Genomic DNA, 18,357 nt, shown 5'->3' on the forward strand with positions numbered 1-18,357 from the left:
ATTTAATATTTGGCCCATTCGTCTAGCGGTTAGGACATCGCCCTTTCACGGCGGTAACACGAGTTCGAGTCTCGTATGGGTCACCACTTTTAACTTCTAATTACAAAAATATTAAAAATAGTAATTTTCCATAACTAAGCTTAATTTATAATCAATACATCAAATAAATATTCTAAAAGTAAAAAATATAAATAAATTTACCTACTGACAAGCTTGTAAGATTTTATGAAAATACTATGGATAATAAGGCTTATCCTTTAAGAATTTATAAGATAGAATTTTAACTTTCTTTATTTTCTCCATCTTTAAAAGAAAATATAGGCAAACTTAAACCATAATATATAGCCAAAAGTCTTGCTATGGTTCCTACAATCAATGAAGCAAGAATTACCCATAACTCATCTACGCCCAAAATATACAATATATAATACAAAGCCCCTGTTAATATAGCAACACCCGCATAAATTTCTTTTTGAAATACAAGTGGTATCCTAGCACACAATATATCTCTTAATATCCCACCAAATACACCAGTAATTACAGCTGAACTCACAGCCACTATAAAACCATACCCCATTTGTATTGCAATTTGTGCACCTAAAACACTAAAAACAACCAAACCTATAGCATCTAAAATCAAAAAAAGTTTTTCAAGCCTTATAACATATTTGGCAATTTTTGTTGTAATCATAGCTGCAACACAAATTAAAATCACATACTCAGGAGTTTTAATCCAAGTTAGCGGATGATGATCAAGCAAAATATCTCTAATAGAACCTCCGCCAATAGCTGTTACCAAAGCTATAAATATCACTCCAAAAAGATCCATTTTATGTCTTCCCGCAGCAATAGCTCCTGTCATTGCATCAACAGTAATTCCGATAATATAAAGTATAGTTAAAAGCATAAATGAGTTTTCAAAAAACCCTTGTTAAAACAAGGGTTAATTTTTACTTACAATATCAATGATATTTTGAGCTACTTTTTTAGCAATAGGATCAACAAATTCAGCAGGAGAGGTAAATCCTACACAAGAGCAGTTAATCTCACCTAAAACATATTTATCTTTACCATTTTCATCTGTATCTAAGATAAAATCAGCAGTCCAAATCAAAGGAATATCGTAATTTCCAAGTTTTGAGCGAATTTCCGGCAATGTTGCTAAAAACCAATCTACTAATTCTTGCCAATCTTTTGGCTCATCATATCTATATTTTGCACCTGAAAAAAGTGTAGCAGAGAATGCATCAGCACCTTCTGCAGGCTTTTTATGCACTACATAAATTGGAGTATGATAAAGCATTAAAATTCTAATTTCACCTTCTTTAATACGCGGTAAGAAAGTCATATCTACAAGCATACCATTATCACCTATAATGTATTGCTCACAAAAGTCCATAAACTCACCAAGTTCTCTTTCTTCTGTGTGATTATCTTTTGCTTCTGTGCATTTGATTTTTGCATTTAATGGCACGCTCACAGCCCCTGCTGGCAACTCATCTATCAATCTCACACGCCAAATTCCCTCACCCGTTGAACCACGATTTTGTTTTAAAACCCTCTCACCCTTTGCTAAAGTTTTTGGGAAACTTTCTTTAAAAGTTTTGATATCATAATACGCATAAGTATCTTCAGGTACTAAAGCCGTTTTATTAAGCTTGGTAAGCGCATCTTTAGCGCCATATCCTATCATCGCATCAGGATGAGGCATACCTATAACACCATTTGCACAAAGTTTTCTAAGCATATCAAAATACTCGTTTTCTTCTTTTAAATTTCCAGGATTAATTCTAGAAACATAAGCATCAGCATTGTTTTTTACATATTCATAAATTTCATCTTTCTTTTCAACTTCAAAAAAGATAACCTCAGCATTCCAACCTTGTTCTTTTAAGGCGTTTACCATAGGCATAGTATCTTTTCTGTGGCCATCTTCACCTTTATCGCTACCACCTCTAACTTCAAAAAACACAATATTTTTTTTCATATTTCTCCCTTTTTAAAGATATTTTATCATCATATCTAAATAAGTATTAAATTTTTATTTATTTTTTACATAAACTCGTTGTAAATTTTGCAAATTTGAGCTTGCATTTAAAAGCAAAGTATCAGCCATGCAAATTGCCACCATAGCATTTACCACAACACTACCCCTTATACCCACACAAGGATCATGTCTGCCTTTTAACTCGTGTATAATATTTTCTCCTTGAATATTTTGCGTTTGTTGGGGTAAAAATATAGAAGGAGTTGGCTTAAAATATGTTTTTATATCAATAAAATCCCCATTAGAAATTCCACCTAAGATCCCACCGCTATGATTGCTTAAAAACACCCCATCTTTTAGCTCATCATTATTTTGACTTCCATACATATAGCTACTTTGAATGCCACTTCCTATTTCTATAGCTTTAACCGCATTAACTCCCATAATTGCATGAGCAAGTTTAGAATCAAGCTTATCATACAAAGGCTCACCCAAGCCTTTTATAGGGTTTCTCACTCTAGTAAAAACTCTAGCACCTATGCTATTTTTTGCCTTTTTAGCTTTTAAAATTTCATCTTTAAAACTTTGCTCTAAATTTTTATCTAAAGCATAAACTTCACTATTTTTAGCATAATCAAAATCAAACTCATCATTACTAAGTTTGCTATCAATACTTCCTACTCCAAAAACCCCACTCATTATCTCTATATCAAATTCTTTTAAAAGCATTTGTGCTACAGCTCCTGCTGCTACTCTTGCTACACTTTCTCTAGCACTAGCTCTTCCACCACCTCTATAATCTCTAATGCCATATTTATGATAATAAGTAAAATCAGCATGCGCAGGACGAAATACATCTTTTTCATAATCTTTTGAGCGTGTATTTTCATTATACACCAAAACACTTATAGGAGTTCCTGTTGTATAACCCTCAAAAACCCCACTTAAAACTTGAGCTTTATCTTCTTCTTTTCTAGGGGTACTAAATTTATTTTGACCAGGTTTTCTTTTATCTAGCATTTCTTGTAAAAAATCAAAATCAAACTTCACCCCTGCTGGCATACCATCTATTATACAACCTATAGCTTGACCATGGGATTCACCAAAGCTTGTAAATTTAAATCTTACTCCAAAGCTATTCATAGTTTTCCTAATTTCTCAAGTGCGATTTTAGCACATTGTTGTTGGGCTTCTTTTTTACTACCTGCTGTAGATCTTGCTACTTCTATGCCTTGAATTTTCACTGCGATTTCAAATTGCTTTTTATGATCAGGCCCAAAAGCCTTTACTACAATATACTCAGGTGTGCCTGCCATATTTGCCTGCGTAATTTCTTGTAATCTTGTTTTATAGTCTTTAAACAAACTTTGTGTGTCAATATGCGGATAAACTTCATTAAGTAAGTTTAATGCTATATTTTTAGTTTTTTCAAAACCTATTTCTAAATACAAAGCCCCCATTAGTGCTTCAAAAGCATCAGAAAGTATGGAAGGTTTATTGCGTCCATCGTTATTTTCTTCTGCGATAGACATAAAAATACATGCTCCAAGATCAAGTTTTTGCGCTAAAGTTGCAAAAGATTTTTCATTCACCAAAGCTGCTCTAAGTTTAGAAAGATTTCCTTCTGAGTCTTTTTGAAATTTAAAAAACAAAAACTCCCCTACCACTAAATCCATCACAGCATCACCTAAAAACTCTAATCTTTCGTTATTATAAGGCTTTTTATAGCTTTTATGCGTCAAAGCTTCGATAAGCAATTGCTCATTTTTAAAATGATAATTTAATCTTTCTTGGAGTTTTTTAAGCATTTATTGACCTTTCTTCTTGGAGCTTTAAGGCTGCATTTCTTGCTAGCTCATCACAACGCTCATTTAATTCATGGCCATTGTGTGCTTTGATCCAAAAAGCAGTTATTTTATGATCTTTAGCTACATTTAAATACTCTTTCCAAAGATCAATATTTTTTTTACCCTTAAAATCTTTTTTTACCCAACCTTCAAGCCATTCATTAATACTTTGTACCATTAAATTTGAATCTGTGTATAACTTTACCTCACATGGTTCTTTTAAAGCTTTTAAAGCCTCTATAATAGCCATTAATTCCATACGGTTGTTTGTTGTATTCTCACACGCCCCACTTTGTTCTTTTTGATGATTTTTATAAGTTAAAACATAAGCCCACCCTCCAAAGCCAGGGTTGTTTAAACACGAGCCGTCTGTATAAATTTCAATATTTTTCAAGCTTTTACCTCATAATAAATCTCGCATTTTCCAAATTCATAACAAAATGGACAATGATAAAAAAACAAAGGACTTTGATTTTTACAATTATTACACACATAAGTAAAGCTAAGATTTGCACTTAGCTTATTATCGTTTAAAATTTTTAAAATTTTTAGTTTATGATTTTTGATAGGAATAGCTTTTGTGATTAATTTTTTTGCATAAAAAAACTCATGGTATTTTTCATCTTCAAGATTAAGCGGACTTTTGCATTCATTAAGCAAATCAATGACATTTTCAAATTGAGGCATTTGAGTAAGTTTATCTTTATAATGCAAAAAGCAAAGTCTTAAAATATACTCATTATCCTTACTCAAAGCTAAAATTTCTTTTAGTTTTTGTTCTTGCTCTTTAGAACTTGCTTGAATTTTTAAAGCTTTTATCAAGGCTTTTTCTGCATATATATTTTCTCCTAGCTCAAACAAACACTCTAAAACATCTAAAACCTTGTCATAATCTTTGAGTTTTAAATAAACAATTTTTAAAAGTTTTAAGCTTTCTTTATTGCGTGCTTTAATTTTTAAGGCATTTAACAAAGCTTCTACACTACGCTCTAAAAATCCTGCTTTTAGATAAACTTGTGCTAGTGAAAAAAAGATAAATTCTTTTTGGCTTGCTTCATTTGCTTTTTGCAAAGCTATGAGATAAATCCCCACAGCTTTTTCAAATTCACCACTTTTGGTAAAAATTTGAGCTAAGAAATTTAAATTTTCTATGCTTAAATTGGCATTTTTTAAAATTTGTTGGTGTGTGGAATTAATTTCAAATTTTTTTACAAAACGATCAAGTTTGCTTTTTTGGTCTTTACTTGCAACAATACGCCATATATAATGTGAGCTAGCTATGATAAAAACCAAAGCAGTTAAAACAATAAGACCAAATAAAGGATCGCGGTATTCTACAAAGAAAAAATCCATAACCTTACAACTTAATTTTCAAATTTATAACAATTATAGCTAAATGCTTATATAATTTTCTTTAAGGTTTAAAGATGATAGAACAAGCAAGTATAGAACAACTTTTACAAAAAACAGATATTGTTGATATCATAGCTCATTATGTTGAAGTAAAAAAACAAGGCTCAAGCTATGTTTGCGTTTGTCCTTTTCATGATGATAAAAATCCTAGTATGCATATTAATTCTATTAAAGGGTTTTATCATTGTTTTGCATGCAAGGCTGGGGGTAATGTTTTTAAATTTGTAATGGATTATGAGAAATTAAACTTCGTTGAAGCGGTGGAAAAAGTTGCTTCATGGAGTAATTTTTCACTTACTTATATCTCGCAAAAACAAGATAATAAAAAATCCATCATTCATATCTTGCCTACTCTTAATGCTTTTTACAAACAAAACCTAGCTAAAAACAAAGAAGCTTTAGCTTATCTTTATAAAAGAGGCTTAAATGATGAGGATATCAGAACCTTTGAACTAGGCTTTGCGCCAAGTTCCAATGAAACACTAAGACTGCTACAAAATGAGCAAATCACTCAAGAAGAAGCTTTAGAGGTAGGTGCGATAAAACAAAATGAAAATGGCGCTTATGCAAGTTTTATCAACCGCATTACTTTTAGTATTTATGATCATAAAAATTTGCTTATAGGCTTTGGTGGTAGAACTTTAGATGAAACAAATATGGCAAAATATGTTAATTCTCCCCAAAGCAAACTTTTTGATAAATCACGCGTTTTTTATGCACTCAATTTAGCAAAAGATGCCATTTATAAACAAAAAGAAATGATAATTTGCGAGGGCTATATGGATGCTATAGCCTTTCATAAAGCAGGATTTAAAAATGCTGTGGCAGTTTTAGGAACAGCTTTGGGTGAAAATCACATACCCTTGATAAAAAGATTAGAAGCAAGGGTGATTTTGTGTTTTGATAATGATAATGCAGGGTTTAATGCTGCTGTGCGTTCAGCACATTTGCTAAGTTTAGCAAAAATTGATGGAAAAGTAGTCTTAATAGAAGGTGGAAAAGATCCGGCTGAACTTGTAGCAAGCCATCAAGAAAAATTACTTTTTAATATTTTAGAAAAAGGCATAGAGCTTGGAGAATTTTATATAAGAAGTTTGATTGCAAGTTGTGATTTAAGCTCAGCACTTAGTAAACAAAAGGCTTTAGAAGAGGCGCAAAAATACACTTTTAATCTTGAGCCTTTAGTAGCAAATTCTTACACTACCTTAGTAGCAAATCTTTTGGGTGTAAATATTAATGATATTAAACTTTCTAAAAATACAAGAAAAATAAGCTTCATTAATCCCATCAAACAAAGTAAAATCAATAATATAAGCGAGTTAGAGCTTTTGAAATTTTTATATGAAAATAATGAAACCATAGGGCTTTTTAAGCTTTTAAGTACAAAAGAATATTTTTTACACCAAGACATTACTAAAGCTATTTTAGAGCAAAAAAACTTTGAAGATCCTAGTATAAGAGAGCTTTATGAATTTGAAAATATCAAAAACTTAAGCAATTTAGAAGAATTTTTATATGCTATTTGTAAGATCAACCTTGCATATTTTAATAAATTAAAAAGTTTAAATTTAAAACAAGCCTTTAAAAAACAAATTTATAATTTGCTCAATCAAAATTTAGAAAAAATCAAAAAAAGCTATCAAAATGATGAAGTTTTTTTAAACCATTTAATAGAAGTTTTAAAAAGCGTGCATTTTTTAGATGATGAGGAAAGTTTGGAATTATTTTTAAATAGACTACAAAAAAACATCAAAGATAAAAAAGCAATTCATTATAACTTTGAAGAAGAAGTTTTTTAAATAAAAACTTGCACAAAAATTAAAAAATATTCATTACAATATGCCAAAAATTTCGAAAGGAAAAAATGAAAGCATTAGCACTTTTTAGTGGCGGGCTTGATTCTATGCTTGCTATAAAACTCATAAGCTCTCAAGGTATAGAAGTAAAAGCTTTAAATATAAACATAGGCTTTGGTGGCACAAGCGACAAAAGCGAACTCATGGCAAAACGCGCTGCTATGGCAGGGGCTAGTTTTGAAATGATAGATGTAAGAAATGCTTATTTACAAGAAGTTTTATTTAACCCTCAATATGGATATGGAAAGCATTTTAATCCTTGTATAGATTGTCATGCTTTTATGTTTAAAACTGCTCTTTCAATGTTAAAAGATGAAAATGCAAGTTTTATCATCACAGGAGAAGTAGTTGGTCAACGCCCAATGAGCCAAAGAAATGATGCTATGGCCAAGGTTAAAAAACTAGCACTTGATGAAGAAGATTTAATCTTGCGTCCAATGTGTGCTAAAAATTTACCTTTAACCAAACCTGAGCGTGAAGGTTGGGTTGATAGAGAAAAGTTAGAAAATATAAGTGGAAGAAGCAGAAAAAGACAACTTGAACTAGCTGCCAAATTTGGTTTTGAAGATTTTGAAAGTCCAGGCGGTGGATGTTTGCTTACACTTGAGAGCTTTTCTAATAAAATCAAAGATTTCATTAAATTTGATAAAAATATGCAAGTTAATGACGCTCAACTTTTAAAATACGGACGCCACTTAAGACTTCCAAATGGCTCTAAAATGATAGTAGGTAGAAATGAGCTAGAAAATCAATTTTTAAAAGAATTAAAAACTCAAAAATACGAAGAATTAAAACTTTTTGATTTAATAGGTGCTTATTCTTTGGTGGATGAAAATATCAATCCACAAGATCTTGAACTTGCTCTAAGCATAGCACTAACTTATGCTAAAACTCAAAATAATACAAAATACAAAATAGGCTTTAAAGATAAAATTTTCCAAAGTATGGCTTTTGAAGATAAAAATAAAATTCAAGAATATTTTATAAATTAAACTACCCTTTAAAGGGTAGTTTTTTAGAATTTCTTTCTTCTAACCTCTGCTACAATATCAGCTGACATAGAATCAACTTCATTAGCTACAGAATTAGTCGCATGAGCAATTTGTGAGTTTTCTTTAGTTAAACCATCAATTACTGAAACAGATTGATTAATTTGTGAAATTCCTAAAGCTTGCTCCTTAATACTCTCACCCATTTCATTAATAGATTGAACTAAGATATTAGTATTAGCTTCAATCTCACCTAAAGACTTTTGAGTTCTTTCGGCTAGATTTCTAACTTCATCAGCAACAACAGCAAAGCCACGTCCATGTTCACCAGCACGTGCAGCTTCAATAGCTGCATTTAATGCAAGTAGGTTAATTTGATCTGCAATATCTCTAATAACATCGGTTACATCTTTAATATCACTACTTTGCTTAATAACCTCTTCAGTTCTTGCTGCTACTGCATTCATAGAAGCACTCATCTCTTCAACTGCAGCGGCACTTTCTTGTAAAGAATCGGCTTGTTTTTGCGCACCATCATTAAGTTTTAAAACACTCTCTTTTAAAGCATCAGCTTTAGTTTGAAGCATTTCACCTTGACTTAGTGAAGCTTGAAGCATTTTTCTAATCTCTGCACCTACTGCATTAAGTGATTTTTCTATCTCACCTTCTGCATTTTCAAGCTTATCGGAAAAATCAAGATTTTTAAAACTTGCAAAAACTCTTTCTATTTCATTTAAATCCCTACCTATTTTTAATTCCATATCCTCAAGCATTTTGTTTAACACTTCTTTTAATTCTACAAGTTTTGGATTTACAGGATTTGCCTCTATTCTTTGAGTGAAATATCCTTTTTCTATTTCACAAGAAACTTCTAAAATATTTTGCACAGTAATGTCATCTTTTTCTAAGCAAGTTTGAATATACTGAACATTATCATTAATCACACCAGCCATTTTGCCTATTTCATCATTATATCTAGGTTTTAAAACTTCTACTGTTGCAACCTCATGATTTAGGTATCTAAAAAATTTCATTAAATGACTTTGAAGTCTTTGTACTCTAACAGAAACAATTCTTTTTACAGAAACACTGATTGCAATCACGATAAAAATAACCGCTATAACAGAACTTACCAAGATGATATTTCTAAGATCTACGATTGGTGCATACACAGATTCATTAGGCACAACAGCCAACATAGCCCAATGAATTCCAGTATTTGGCCACACTTCAAACACCCTTATAGCTCCATGATATTCACTGCCATCATCTGCTATATAATCAATAGCTCCTGCATGGATAGTTTTTTGAGCTTCTATCACATGAGCTGCATTTTTATTAACATCCGTAATTTTCTTAGTAACAAAATCTGCATTTGGATGTGTAGCTATGACACCGTTGCTTGCTATTAAAATCCTTCTTGCTCCTTGATAAATTGATCTTGATGGATCATTTAAAAAATCTGCAATAGGTTTAAGATCATAAAGCATACCAACAACACCTATTGCCTTGCCTTCTTTATTTACAATAGGTGCAGCTACATTAAGTCCTAAAAATTTATTACCTTGGATGTTATACCATCTTGGTTCACCAAAATAAAGCTTATCACCACCCATTAAATTTTTAATAGCTTGTGTTGAAGCTATTTCTTCACTCGCTGCTATAGTTTGCATACCGCCAGCATTGTTTGCGTCATTATCTTTCATCAAAACCATAAATTCATTATTATTTGTAAAGTATTTTGTATCAACACCTAAATTTTTATATACAGAACCATCTTGCAAATAATAATAACCATAAGATACATCATGGTTTGCATCAATAGCTTCCCCTAGAATATTTTCTATCCTTTTTGGGTTTATAGCACCTTCTGAAATAAGATTGTTTAATGTTCTTTGAGTACCAATAGCACTTACAAATAAAGACTTGATACTTGCTTCAGCTTGATTTCCATAGCGATGTACAGAAGCTGTAAGTGTATTTTCTATCTGCGTGTTTAAAATAGCAGTAGATCTGTTAATAATAAGCAAAGACAAAGCACTCAAAATTAAAATAACAGTAATAATTGCCACGAAGACAATTTTTGCACCAAGACTCCAATTTCGCATTTTCTCTCCTTAGATATTAAGTGGTAAAATATTCTTGTTATTATAAATAATTTTTATTAAAAAAATATAAAAAATTATTTTATTTTTATTTATTTTATAAGAATTATAATTACTTTTATTTTTTATCGCTTAAAATACTATAAAATAGGGGGGGGGGTAATGGATTTTTAGTTAGTATTTTTTACTATTTATATTTAAAATATATTAAAAGTTACAAAATCACTTTGTCCATTTTCGCTAATAATATTAAGAGTATATTTACCTTTTTTTAAATTTAAGGCCAAAGATTCTTCCTTACCTTCGAAAATTAGCTCTTGATTTAAATACCAAAAAAGCTTTTCTTTTCTAGGATTTGTAAGCTTTATTAATAATTTTTGTGAACCTTTTAAATCTTTTGGTAAAATGATATTAAGATTATTTAATGGATAAATAATTTTTAAATTTTGATTATAATTTTGCAAATTTTGCCTTTCTTTTGCAAAAAACGCTTGTGCATTAGAAGGTAAATTTAATATAATCTTTTTCTTTGCATGGATGAAATTTTCATCTAAAGAATCAACTTCTTTGTTTTTATACATAAAAACTTCTTTTAAAAATGGCGAAGTCCTTAAAACATTTGCACTTTGTGGGTAAAGTACCTCTTTAAAATCAAATTTATAATCATATCTATACCCTGTTTGATTTTCTATCTTTATAGTAACCAAATCACTAGATTTTTCAAATTCTAAATTAACTCCCTCAAGTAAAGCTAAAAGCTCAAAAAACAATTCTCCTGCTATACTCACACCATATAAATTTGCATTTGCTTCGCCATTAAAATTTCCAACCCATACTCCTAAAGTGTATTTTGGAGAAGTTCCTATAGCCCAGGCATCTTTTCTACCATAACTTGTACCTGTTTTCCAAGAGATGATAGTATTAAAATCATATTGTCTTAAACCTGCTCTATCTAAATCCTTTAAGGTTTGTAAGGTTAAAAAGCTTGCTCCATCACTAATAAGTTTTTTATCTTTTTTAGTAAATGTATTTTCTTCATACAAAAGCTCTTTAAAATTTCCATAATTTCCAAGCCCTAGATAAATTTTTACCATATCTTCTAAACTCAATTCTTTTGTACCTAAAATCAAAGAAAGTCCGTATTTTTTAAAATTTTCATCTTCAAAATCTAAAATATCTTTGAGTTTATAAAAAAACTTCTCATACCCATATTCTGCAAGCAAGCTTACAAAAGGGATATTAAGTGATTTTTGCAAAGATTCTTTTGCGCTAATAAGGCCATGATATTTTTTATTTGCATTTTGCGGAGCAAAATTAGAAAAATATGTAGGCACATCAAGCATTAAAGATTCAGGCACTATAAACCCCTCATCTATAGCAAAAGCAAAAAGCAAAGGTTTTAAGGTTGAACCCACACTACGCTTTGCAATAACCCCATCAACTTGACCAAAACTTGCAAAATCATAAAAATCATTAGATCCTACATAAGCTAAAACTTTATTTGTTTTGGTATCTGCTAATAATATGGCTAAATTTTTTATACCCTTTTGCTCTAATTTATAAGAATATTCCTTAGCTTTTTCTTCAAATTTGATTTGAATTTTTTTATCTATACTAGAAACAATTTTTTCTTTATCAGTTAAAAGTCTACGCGCTAAATGTGGAGCCAAGTTTTTCCTTGTTTTAAAACTAGGAAGTTTTTCAGCCTTTGCAAGAGTTAAAATATCTTTAGAAAAATATCCCTTTTCAAAAAGCCTATCAAGCAAAACATTGCGTTTTTTTAAAAGCTTATCTTTGTTTTTTTCAAGATTAATCAAACCTGGATTATTAGGAAGCACAGAAAGCAAGGCTGCTTCACTCCAAGTAAGATCTTTTAAATCTTTTTCAAAATAAAACAAACCCGCACTTGCAACACCTACTAAATTTCCTCCATAAGGGGCATTGTTTAAATAAAGCTTTAGAATTTCATCTTTTTCATAAGCACTTTCTAAAGCAAAAGCTTTGATGATTTCGTTAAATTTATTAAAATATGTACGTTTATTTTGCTCTAGAAGTTTGATTGTTTGCATAGAAATTGTACTTGCACCACTTCTTTTACTTGAAAAAAGATTATTTTTAAAAGCTCTTATAAGTGCTAAAAAATCTACTCCATAATGAGAATAAAAATTTTTATCTTCATATAAAATAACTGCACTTTTTAATTTTTGTGGTATAAAATCACTCTCTAAGTGCCATTGTTCATTAGCATCTAAAAATACACTAAGAATTTCTTTGTTTTTATCAAGTAAAACCTTGCTATAAGTGCCTTTAAATAAATCCTTGCTATCAAAACTAAAATAAACTAAGCCTATGTAAAAACATAGGCTTAAAAAGCATATTGCAAGGCTTATTTTGATTTTCACTGCACTACTTTGACTCTTTTACTCTCACTTAAAGCTTTATAAGCATTATCATACATTGCTTCAGCATAAGCTCCACTCAAAGTATAAACACCCGGAGTAACAGCACTTAATTTCACAAAAAATTCTCTTGATTCATCAGAATACAAAGGAAAGAAATACATGATTTTATCATCTCTTATATCGACAAAATCATAATAAGAATTTTTCACAAAATCAGGAGTTTCATCATCTAAAAGATCATGCACTATCTCCCATCCACTTGGTAAAATTTGAGTTAAAACTATATTAGAAGCGCCTGGATAATTTTTATTTGATATTTTTAATTTCATATAAAAAATTTGAGAACTTTTTATAGCACTTTCATCTATTTCATTTCCATTTTCATCATAAAAACTTCTTTCTATATACATACGCTGCGCAAAAGGCTCGGCAATACCTTTTTTAATACCCTCTACTCCAAAATGTACATAAGTATCTTCTTTAGCTTCTATCAAAGCGCTGCCTTGATTAAACTCAAATTTAGAAAAACTCGTATTGAGCTTTTTATCCTCACCATTAATTTTTACTCTTGCATTGATAGTTTTAGAGTTTTCATCACTAAAACTATTTGCCAAAGCATATAAAGCATAACCTGTGCTTTGAGTACTAAGCCAAGCTTGGCTTTCTAAAGTTTTTTTAATATCATCTAATAATTCATCATTATCTTTACCATAGATTATTTTATACGCATTTGCAATAATAGCTTCATCTCTTAGAAAAGATCCATAGGTGTGAGTATAATTAGCTTTTTCATCAGGCTTTGTGCTTAAATTTTTAGCTATATTTAAAGCTACCTCATCAAAACCTGCTAATTTATAAGCTGCACTAAGTTGCCAAAGACTTACATTATTTAGGCTTTGCAAATAAGTACTATCTTCATAAATGGCATTCATTATGCTTAAATTTGGCTCTTTAGCTAAAGCTAAAAGATATAAAGAATTTATTCTAATTTCTTTATTTATTTGAGTTTTTAAAACATAACGTTTTTGATAATCAAGCCATGCTTTAAACATTCCCTCACTCACATAATAGCCTCTTTCTTTAGCCAAAATCATAAACATACCCGCATAATTACTTCCCCAAGCATCAGAATCTTTAAGTCCTTGCCAATAAGCAAAGCCACCATTAGCAGTTTGGAAATTTGCGTATTTACTTAACAATGCATTGATATTGTTAATATTTTTTTGCTCATTTGCTCCTTGATCAAGTTTTTGTAAAAAAAGTTGTGGTAAAACTGCTGAAGTGCTTTGCTCTATACATCCATAAGGATAATTTTGCAAGTATTTTAATCTATGATTTATATTTAAAATAGGCTTAGAACTCACACTTAAAAACGCCACTGGATTAATATAATCTTGTGTGATTTTAAACTCCATAGAGGTATTTGCAGGAATTTTAAAAGATTTACCCTCATAAGTAATGGTATTTAGCGCTTTTATGTCAATTTGAGTATTTTGAGTATAGGTGTAATCTTTTGCATTTAAACTTAACTCTATTTCTTCTACTCCAAGCTTGTTTGAATTTACTTTTGCATTAACATAAATATCTTTGCTTTTTTCATTACCAAAGTCAATTAAAATTTCATCGTTTTCAAAATTTATGAGTGAATTTTTTGTTTTTAGTTTAAGTTTTGCATTTTTTACATCATCATCTACTTTAAATACTTGCACCAAAAGCTTAAACTCATCATCAAGCCTTAAAGCCCTTGGCAAAGTTTCAAGCATTACAGCAGGTGCGCTAACTTGGATATCTTTAGAAGCACTACCAAAACCTGCTAAGTTGTTTGCCACTACCATAACTCTAACCGAACCTAAGTATGATGGCATATTAAATTTTAATTTTGCATAACCATTTTCATCACTTTGTACTGGCTCTTGAAACAATACAACAGGTTTAAAGCGTCTTGCTTTTTCATCATTTTTGCTTTTATTTGCTCTACTTTCTAAGAAAACATCACCGCCCGTAGTTAATACCTTAGAAGCATTAGAAATATTTTTAGCAATGATTTTATCATAGGTATCATATATGCTCATATTAAAGCGAATTTTTTGATAAAAATATTCCCAAATATCTGGGGTTTTAAAAGCATTCACATCAAGCAAGCCCTCATCTACAATAGCTACAGTATAAGTATAACTTTGCTTGTTTTTACTTTGAATTTCTACTTCAAAATCTTGTTTTGGCATGATTTTATCCGGTACTTTTAAATCAAGCTCGATTTTACTTTGCTCATCTACTACATTTAAAGGCACCACACCAAAAAGTCTTAAGGCTCTATCGTTAGTGTATTGATCATAATCTTGAAGTAAAATCACGCTCACATAAACATTTGGCATATATTCTTTAAGAATAGGAATTTCAACCTTTGTAATATCTTCATGCGTATCTATCACAAAGCGTTTTAAAACCTTTGCATTATCATTTAAAGTAACAATGGCTTTTGCACCCTTAACACTTTCAAATTCTATAAAAGCTATTTCATTTGGCTTGTATTCTTTTTTATCACTTTTTATTTTTAAAGAACTCACTATATCAGCATTACTTGGCGCACCAAAACTACTAATATAAAAAAACTCTCCTGTGCTTGTTTTACTTTGTACATCTTCAAGCTCTATGAACATTTCACCATGATATTCTTTTGGATCAAATTCTATTTTAACCGGTTTATCCTTACTTAAAATACTTCCTTGAGTAATGATTTGTGTGTTTTTATCTTTTTTGAGTGATTTTAAAAAATCATCATAATTATCATAATCCCACCACCAAGAATAATCATTTGCATAAATAGTATATTTAATCTCCCTATTTGCTATCAAATTCTCATCTAAATCACTCACAATGGCTTCAAAATTGATAATAGAACCCGAGCTTAAATAGTGATTTTTTAAACGCTTAATACCTACAAAATACTCATGCAATATTACTTGTGAATTTACAAGCGCTTCAACCGATCTTGAGCCTTTTTCAAAAACCCTAGCCCTTATGCTAGCTTCTAAATTATATGGGGTATTTTTTAAAAAGTCATTTAAAGTAAATTCTTGCTTTGTAAAGCCATTTTCATCTAACATACCTTTTAAATTATCTTGATATTTTTGTACTAAAACACTAGGATTTGAAAAAATGTATTCTGGGTATTTTGAATTTTTATATTCTTTTTTACTTACAAATAAATCAGCTTGATATTGCAAATTACTTGCTGGTGCTCCAAAAAGATATTTTGAACTAATATTAAAATCTAATTTTTCATTTTCTTTTATACTTTTTGGAGCTTGCATGGATACTTTTATACGATTTGGCACTATATTTTGTACTAAAATTTCTTTATCAAAAACCATATTTGCAAATTCAACCCTAGCTAAATACACTCCACTTAAAGCTTGTTGATCAAGTGAAATCTTTTTATAAAAAGCTCCATTACTCAAAGGTTCAAGCTTGATTTTATCTAAAAGCTTTTTATTACGTGGATCAAAAAAACTTAAAAATATAGGATGATTAACAACTCCTTTATCATTTCTTGCAACCATAGTTAAATGGATATCATCACCTGATCTATAAACCCCTCTTTCTGTGTAAATAAATACTTTATTTTGAGAAGTTAAATCAAAACCATCTACATCAAAACCATCATATAATAAAGGTGAACTCAAGCGCAAGATAGAAGCTTGTTTATCTTTTGAAGCAATGATAAATAAAGCTTTTGATTCATCAATACCATCAAAAACAGCCAAACCATTATCATCACTCATTTTAGAAGCTAAAACTTGGTTGCTTTTGCTAATAACATCAACCTTAACCCCACCTAAAGCCTTTTGCGTGGTAAAATCTCTCACATCTACAAAAAGCTTTTTATTTAAATTTTGAGCAATCAAAGCTATATCTGAAAAAATTAAGTTCTTACTTACTTTTGCTTTTTGGTTAAAAAATCTATATTTTTTCCAACTCTCCATTCCCTCATCAAAAACATAATCAACATCTTCTTCTTTAAAATAAAGCTTGACTATAAACACACCGCTTAAATCTTTTAAACCATCTAATACTATTTCATTTTCTTGCCACTGATTTTTGGTATTTTTTATATCAAAATCTTTTTTTAACACTATTTCACTAGTATAATCACTCTCTAAAAAAATATCACTATCATAATCGCTTAAATTTTTAGCACCTTGAAGATTTTTATATCTTAAATATTCACTTAAGTTATTTGAAAATACTTGATAAACTTCCAAACGAACCTTTTTAATATTCATACTCTTAAAAGCTATTTTTTTACTCGCCTTGCTAGATAAAAACACTCCTTGATTTGTAAAACTTATAGCAGGCTCATAGTCTTTTAAACTTACTTGAGTTTTATAATTTTCTTTTGTACTAATTCCATCAGCACTTTTAATCCCTTGAGCAAGTTGAATTTCATAAGTTTTATTTGGAGAAAAATCACCTGTAAGTTTGATTTTATTTCCAAAAGCTAATGCTTTAAAATCTACTTCTGGGGTAATAAAAATCAATTCTTTTAAATTTTGATCTTGCGAAATATTTTGAGAAAAAAGCAATTCTATGTTTTTATTAACTATATTTGCATTTTGAAAAACAAATTCGCTCTTTGCAAGCAAAATATACTCTAAATCTATATTTTTCTCTAAACCTAAAATTTCTTTATCAAAAACTACTTTTACATTGGTATTAGTATTTTTGATACTTAGTGCTTTAGAATATATACTTGCTATATCACCTTGGATAATGATTTTATCTATTTGAATTTCTTTTTCTTGTGCAGTAATTTTAATAGCTTTTAACAATTCATCTTTATTAAGAATATAAAAACTTTGAATATTTAAAAGCAATACACTCTCATCATTTGAAATATTTTGAAAATATCCTTTAATATCTAGTTTTTCAAAAGGAGTTTGGACTTTTAATTGCACTTTTTCATTTGCTAAAATATCATTTAAGTTTATAAAAATATCATATGCTTGATTTGCTTTTAAAGCTGTAAAAATATTTAATCTTGTGGGTGTTTCAAGCTCATATTTTACTTTTGTCTTTTGATTATTAACAATAATTTCTCTTTCTTTTATAACGCCTATTTCTTGATTAATAATATTAGTATTAAACTCTATAAAAATACTTTGCGTGTTTTCATTAAAACCATAAGCTCTTATAGCAGAGCTTTTATCTTCATTTTTAGAACAAGCAAACAATAAACTTGCAAGCAAAAATGCAAAAAAACAATGTAAAAACCCTCTCATAAATACCTCATTTTAGTAAATTTTTTAAATTATATCTAAATTCACTCTTGCTTCACTCAAAAAATTATATAATTCTTGCATAAAAAATAAAGGAGAAAAAATGAAAAAGAAAATCGCTACATTATTAACAGTTTTAGGTCTTTCAAGTCTTGCTTATGCAGATGGAATTTATGGAGTGATAGTAGATGTAAATGATGGTGCAAAAACTATTTTAATTGACACCACTTACGGTCAAAAAATGAATGTAAAAATTCTACCAAATACTGAAATTGATATGGATGATTGTGGTATTTTTGGTATGGATAAATACGGCACTTTTAGAGATTTAAAAGTAGGAACTTTTATAGAAGCTGAAGTTTTCCATGGCTATGCTCAAACAACACCAAATCCACAAACACCAAATCAAGTTCAAAATATAACTGCTAAAGAAATCAAAATCGAATGCAAAAAAAGAGCTTATTAAGCAAAATAACTCC

Annotated in this window: 11 protein-coding genes, 1 tRNA gene and 2 pseudogenes; 4 read left to right on the forward strand and 10 right to left on the reverse strand. The window is 29.8% G+C overall.

The window, feature by feature from the left end; all coding sequences use genetic code 11:
* Positions 1–11 precede the first annotated feature (11 nt).
* A tRNA-Glu gene (locus tag L8X36_RS06425) sits at positions 12–86 on the forward strand.
* Between the two features lie 194 nt (positions 87–280).
* Here L8X36_RS06425 and L8X36_RS06430 read toward each other — a convergent pair.
* The 6 genes from L8X36_RS06430 to L8X36_RS06455 are packed head-to-tail and all read right to left on the reverse strand — an operon-like array spanning position 281 to position 5,187.
* Positions 281–907, reverse strand: coding sequence for a trimeric intracellular cation channel family protein (locus tag L8X36_RS06430; protein ID WP_039629140.1), 627 nt, complete (start codon positions 905–907; stop codon positions 281–283).
* Between the two features lie 36 nt (positions 908–943).
* Entirely contained in the window at positions 944–1,987 is a 1,044-nt protein-coding gene (locus L8X36_RS06435) for a Cj0069 family protein (protein ID WP_263683119.1), read from the reverse strand.
* A 54-nt stretch (positions 1,988–2,041) separates the two neighbouring features.
* Positions 2,042–3,130: a chorismate synthase gene (aroC, locus tag L8X36_RS06440; protein WP_263683120.1), complete on the reverse strand. Its 1,089-nt coding sequence runs from the start codon at positions 3,128–3,130 to the stop codon at positions 2,042–2,044.
* Entirely contained in the window at positions 3,127–3,795 is a 669-nt protein-coding gene (gene rnc, locus L8X36_RS06445) for a ribonuclease III (RefSeq protein WP_039619409.1), read from the reverse strand. The genes aroC and rnc overlap by 4 nt, the downstream gene beginning before the upstream one ends.
* Positions 3,788–4,228 (reverse strand): ribonuclease HI, encoded by a 441-nt coding sequence (gene rnhA / locus L8X36_RS06450; RefSeq protein WP_039668930.1) that lies wholly within the window; start codon positions 4,226–4,228, stop codon positions 3,788–3,790. Before rnhA ends, rnc begins: the two co-directional genes overlap by 8 nt.
* Positions 4,225–5,187 carry a hypothetical protein gene (locus tag L8X36_RS06455; protein ID WP_263683121.1) on the reverse strand — a complete coding sequence of 321 codons (963 nt, stop codon included), beginning with the start codon at positions 5,185–5,187 and terminating at the stop codon, positions 4,225–4,227. Before L8X36_RS06455 ends, rnhA begins: the two co-directional genes overlap by 4 nt.
* A 74-nt stretch (positions 5,188–5,261) precedes the next feature.
* Between L8X36_RS06455 and dnaG the strand changes: the two genes are divergently transcribed.
* On the forward strand, positions 5,262–7,046 hold the full coding sequence (gene dnaG, locus L8X36_RS06460) for a DNA primase (protein ID WP_263683122.1): 1,785 nt from the start codon (positions 5,262–5,264) through the stop codon (positions 7,044–7,046).
* A 65-nt stretch (positions 7,047–7,111) separates the two neighbouring features.
* Entirely contained in the window at positions 7,112–8,095 is a 984-nt protein-coding gene (locus tag L8X36_RS06465; RefSeq protein ID WP_214135261.1) for an MnmA/TRMU family protein, read from the forward strand.
* 23 nt (positions 8,096–8,118) lie between these two features.
* Here L8X36_RS06465 and L8X36_RS08125 read toward each other — a convergent pair.
* From L8X36_RS08125 to L8X36_RS06480, 4 genes and pseudogenes are all read right to left on the reverse strand, one after another.
* Positions 8,119–8,499, reverse strand: a pseudogene (locus L8X36_RS08125) (methyl-accepting chemotaxis protein); the annotation flags it as partial.
* Positions 8,500–9,567: 1,068 nt separating this feature from the next.
* Positions 9,568–10,200 (reverse strand): annotated as a pseudogene (locus tag L8X36_RS08130) (PDC sensor domain-containing protein); the annotation flags it as partial.
* 194 nt (positions 10,201–10,394) lie between these two features.
* Positions 10,395–12,599 (reverse strand): penicillin-binding protein 1C, encoded by a 2,205-nt coding sequence (gene pbpC, locus L8X36_RS06475; RefSeq protein WP_263683124.1) that lies wholly within the window; start codon positions 12,597–12,599, stop codon positions 10,395–10,397.
* Positions 12,596–17,881, reverse strand: coding sequence for an MG2 domain-containing protein (locus L8X36_RS06480; protein ID WP_263683125.1), 5,286 nt, complete (start codon positions 17,879–17,881; stop codon positions 12,596–12,598). The genes pbpC and L8X36_RS06480 overlap by 4 nt, the downstream gene beginning before the upstream one ends.
* A 100-nt stretch (positions 17,882–17,981) precedes the next feature.
* On the opposite strand from L8X36_RS06480, the gene L8X36_RS06485 reads away from it, so the two are divergent.
* A complete protein-coding gene (locus L8X36_RS06485) occupies positions 17,982–18,344 on the forward strand; it encodes a hypothetical protein (RefSeq protein ID WP_263664050.1) in 363 nt (120 codons plus the stop codon).
* Positions 18,345–18,357 lie beyond the last annotated feature (13 nt).

This window comes from Campylobacter sp. CNRCH_2014_0184h, from assembly GCF_025772985.1.
Taxonomy (GTDB): Bacteria; Campylobacterota; Campylobacteria; order Campylobacterales; family Campylobacteraceae; genus Campylobacter_D.

Excerpts from the sequence above, each read along its gene's own strand:
- L8X36_RS06430 (WP_039629140.1), bottom strand. The coding sequence starts at position 907 with ATGCTTTTAACTATACTTTATATTATCGGAATTACTGTTGATGCAATG.
- L8X36_RS06435 (WP_263683119.1), bottom strand. The coding sequence starts at position 1,987 with ATGAAAAAAAATATTGTGTTTTTTGAAGTTAGAGGTGGTAGCGATAAA.
- aroC (WP_263683120.1), bottom strand. The coding sequence starts at position 3,130 with ATGAATAGCTTTGGAGTAAGATTTAAATTTACAAGCTTTGGTGAATCC.
- rnc (WP_039619409.1), bottom strand. The coding sequence starts at position 3,795 with ATGCTTAAAAAACTCCAAGAAAGATTAAATTATCATTTTAAAAATGAG.
- L8X36_RS06455 (WP_263683121.1), bottom strand. The coding sequence starts at position 5,187 with ATGGATTTTTTCTTTGTAGAATACCGCGATCCTTTATTTGGTCTTATT.
- dnaG (WP_263683122.1), top strand. The coding sequence starts at position 5,262 with ATGATAGAACAAGCAAGTATAGAACAACTTTTACAAAAAACAGATATT.
- L8X36_RS06465 (WP_214135261.1), top strand. The coding sequence starts at position 7,112 with ATGAAAGCATTAGCACTTTTTAGTGGCGGGCTTGATTCTATGCTTGCT.
- L8X36_RS06480 (WP_263683125.1), bottom strand. The coding sequence starts at position 17,881 with ATGAGAGGGTTTTTACATTGTTTTTTTGCATTTTTGCTTGCAAGTTTA.
- L8X36_RS06485 (WP_263664050.1), top strand. The coding sequence starts at position 17,982 with ATGAAAAAGAAAATCGCTACATTATTAACAGTTTTAGGTCTTTCAAGT.